A 3842-nucleotide genomic window follows, 5' to 3' on the forward strand; every position below is an offset into this window, starting at 1 on the left:
GACCGGCGATGGCCCCCCCCCGCAGGGGGGGGCCCCCCCGCCCCCCCGGGGCGGGCCCCCCCGGGGGCGCCCCCCCCCCCCCCCCCCCCGGGCCCCGGGGGGGGGCCCGGGGGGGGGGGGCCCGGCCCCCCGCGGCCGATCAGTCTCCTTGGTGACGCGGGCTCAGGCGGCGAGGCCCAGGGCCGCCATCCGCTTGGTGTGCGCCTCGGTGATCCGGGAGAACATCCGGCCCACCTCCGCCAGGTCGAAGCCGTCCGCGACCCCGCCGACGAGCATCGTGGAGAGCGCGTCCCGCTCGGCCACCACCCGCTGGGCCTGCGAGAGCGCCTCGCCCATCAGCCGGCGGGCCCACAGCGCGAGCCGGCCGCCGACGCGCGGGTCGGCGTCGATCGCCGCGCGGACCTTCTCCACCGCGAAGTTGCCGTGCCCGGTGTCGTCGAGCACCGCGAGCACCAGGGCCCGGGTGTCCGAGTCGAGCCGGGCCGCGACCTCGCGGTAGAAGTCGCTGGCGATCGAGTCGCCCACGTACGCCTTGACCAGGCCCTCCAGCCAGTCCGACGGGGCGGTCTGGCGGTGGAAGTCGTCGAGCGCCTTCGCGAAGGGCTCCATGGCCGCGGTGGGCTCCGCGTCGACGGCGGTCAGCCGGTCCCGCAGCCGCTCGAAGTGGTGGAACTCGGCGGAGGCCATCTTCGCCAGCTCCGCCTTGTCCTCCAGGGACGGCGCGAGCTTGGCGTCCTCGGCGAGCCGCTCGAAGGCCGCCAGCTCGCCGTAGGCGAGGGCGCCGAGGAGGTCGATCACGGCGGCGCGGTACTGCGGCTCCGCGGAAGCCGTGGCCCAGTCCTTGGCGGCGATACCGGTGGGAGTGTCGGCGTCGTCCGGGGCTCCGGCGGATGTGGCGTTGTCAGGCGTCTCCATGGAGCGCACAATAGCCCGCCCCCAGGACCCCCGAAGGCGCTGGTCAGTCAGTGTGACCGTGCCCTCATCACCATTTCCCCCAACACACATGCGCGATTCCGGGGTACAGTGGTAATGCGCCTGCCGAGTATGCGTACATGCTTTCGCACGTTCGGACGTACCCGGTGGGCCGACGCATGAATGAGGATGCCCGGTCGGTGGCCCGATCGGCTCCGGCCCGACAGCCCTTCCGGCGGACCCGCCGAAGGGTCCCTCAGCGGTACGACGCTCGAGCGACGGCAGTGGTCCCGTGCCACCCGGCGGTGATCTTCCCCAGGATCCCGCGGGAAGAGCCCGGCACGAATGAGACCCCCTTCGTTCGCCTCGCGCCGCGTCTCACAGAAGAGGCAGCACCCTGACTACGTTCCGAGAGCTCGGAATCCTTCCCGAGACCGCCGAAGCGCTTGAAGCCGTCGGCATCACCACCCCCTTCCCCATCCAGGAGATGACCCTCCCGGTCGCCCTCACCGGCACCGACGTCATCGGCCAGGCCAAGACCGGCACGGGCAAGACCCTCGGCTTCGGTCTGCCGATCCTGGAGCGGGTCACCGTCCCCGCCGACGTCGAGGCGGGCCGCGCGAAGCCCGAGCAGCTGACCGAGGCCCCGCAGGCCCTCGTCGTCGTGCCCACCCGCGAGCTGTGCCAGCAGGTCACCAACGACCTCCTCACCGCCGGCAAGGTGCGCAACGTGCGCGTCCTCGCCATCTACGGCGGCCGGGCCTACGAGCCCCAGGTCGAGGCGCTGCAGAAGGGCGTCGACGTCGTCGTCGGCACCCCCGGCCGCCTGCTCGACCTGGCCGGCCAGCGCAAGCTCGACCTGTCGCACGTGAAGACCCTCGTCCTGGACGAGGCCGACGAGATGCTCGACCTGGGCTTCCTGCCCGACGTCGAGAAGATCATCAACATGCTTCCGGCGACCCGCCAGACCATGCTCTTCTCGGCCACCATGCCGGGCGCGGTCATCGGCCTGGCCCGCCGCTACATGTCGCGTCCCACGCACATCCGCGCGACCTCGCCGGACAACGAGGGCGCGACGCACGCCAACATCAAGCAGCACGTCTACCGCGCGCACAACATGGACAAGCCGGAGATGGTCGCGCGCATCCTCCAGGCCCGCGGCCGCGGCCTCGCGATGATCTTCTGCCGTACGAAGCGGACGGCGGCCGACATCGCCGAGCAGCTCCAGCGGCGCGGCTTCGCCTCCGGCGCGGTCCACGGCGACCTCGGCCAGGGCGCCCGCGAGCAGGCGCTGCGCGCCTTCCGCAACGGCAAGGTGGACGTCCTCGTCTGCACCGACGTCGCCGCGCGCGGCATCGACGTCGAGGGCGTCACCCACGTCATCAACTACCAGACCCCCGAGGACGAGAAGACCTACCTGCACCGCACCGGCCGCACCGGCCGCGCGGGCAACACCGGTACGGCGATCACGCTCGTCGACTGGGACGACATCCCGCGCTGGCAGCTGATCAACAAGGCGCTGGAGCTGAACTTCGCCGACCCGGTGGAGACCTACTCCAGCTCCCCGCACCTCTACTCCGAGCTGGACATCCCCGAGGGCACCAAGGGCATCCTGCCGCGCTCCGAGCGGACCCGCGCGGGTCTCGCCGCGGAGGAGCTGGAGGACCTGGGCGAGCCGGGCGGCCGTCGTGGCCGCGGCGGCCGTGACGCTGCCCCTGCCCCGGCCGAGGAGCGCCCGGCCCGTACGCGCACCCCGCGCCAGCGCCGCCGCACCCGCGGCGGGTCCGACGCCGAGGCCGCCCCGGTGACCGGCACCCCGGCCGGCGAGACCGCCGAGGCCCCGGAGGCCGTCGACGGTCCGCGCCGCCCGCGCCGCCGCCGCACCCGCGGCACCGGCCCGGTCGGCGGCGGCATCCCGGTCGCCGGCGCGACGCCGGTCACCACGGCGCCGGTCGCCGAGCCGGTCGAGGCCGCCCCGGTGGCCGAGACCGCCGCGCCCGTCGAGACCCCGGTCGAGGAGGCGGCTCCGCGCCGCCGCCGCGCCCGCGGCGCTCGTACGGAGACGGCCCCGGCCGCCACCGAACCCGTCGCCACCGAGCCGGTCGAGGCCCCGGTCGCCGCCGAGGCCCCTGCCCCGGTCGAGACCCCGGTCGAGGAGGCGGCTCCGCGCCGCCGCCGCGCCCGCGGCGCTCGTACGGAGACGGCCCCGGCCGCCACCGAGCCCGTCGCCACCGAGCCGGTCAAGGCTCCGGTCGAGGAAGTGGCTCCGCGCCGCCGCCGTGGCCGTGGCGGGCGTCCGGAGGCGGTCGCCGCGGCGCCCGTCGCCCCGGCCGTCGTTCCCGCGCCGACGCACGCGCCGCGCAAGCGGCGGGTCCGGCCGCGCGCCGAGGACACCCTGTCCTTCCAGACGGTGGAGAGCGCCGCCGCCGAGCTGGCCGCCGCCCGCAAGCAGTCCGCCCCGGTGCCCGCCCAGTCGGTGGAGCGTCCGGTCCAGGCCGCGCCCGTCCAGGCGGCTCCGGCCCGGACCGCTCCGGTCCAGGCCGCTCCGGTCCAGGCCGCTCCCGCCTCCGTGCCGGCGCAGGCCGTGGCCGCGCCGCCGCGGGCCCGGCGTCGGGCGACCCGCCCGGCGACCACCCCGGGTGCCGTGATCGAGGCCGCTCCGGCCGTCGTCGAGGCCCCCGCGGCCCCGGTCGTCGAGGAGCCGGCCGTCCGGCCGCGCCGCCGTGCGGTGCGCAAGGCGTCCAGCCCGGTGACGACCACCGCCGCCGCCGAGGCCGTCGTGGTCATCCCGGCCCCGGTCGCCGAGGCCCCGGCCCCGGTCGCGGCTCCGGTCGAGGAGGCCCCCAAGGCCCCCCGTAAGCGGACCGCCGCGAAGAAGACGGCCGCCGCCGTCGTCACCGAGGCGCCCGCCGCCGAGGCCCCCGCCGAGG

The 3842-nt window shown here is 76.1% G+C and carries 2 protein-coding genes; one reads left to right on the forward strand and one right to left on the reverse strand.

Translation table 11 applies throughout. The features are described from left to right. Window positions 1-162: 162 nt before the first annotated feature. A complete protein-coding gene (locus ACFYT9_RS33605) occupies window positions 163-915 on the reverse strand; it encodes a ferritin-like fold-containing protein (RefSeq protein ID WP_387280657.1) in 753 nt (250 codons plus the stop codon). A 484-nt stretch (window positions 916-1399) separates the two neighbouring features. Between ACFYT9_RS33605 and ACFYT9_RS33610 the strand changes: the two genes are divergently transcribed. After that, window positions 1400-3842 (forward strand): DEAD/DEAH box helicase (locus ACFYT9_RS33610; RefSeq protein WP_389169724.1); only part of this gene is annotated, 2443 nt, incomplete at its 3' end.

It is taken from the genome of Streptomyces sp. NPDC004435 (assembly GCF_042873895.1).
GTDB lineage: Bacteria > Actinomycetota > Actinomycetes > Streptomycetales > Streptomycetaceae > Streptomyces.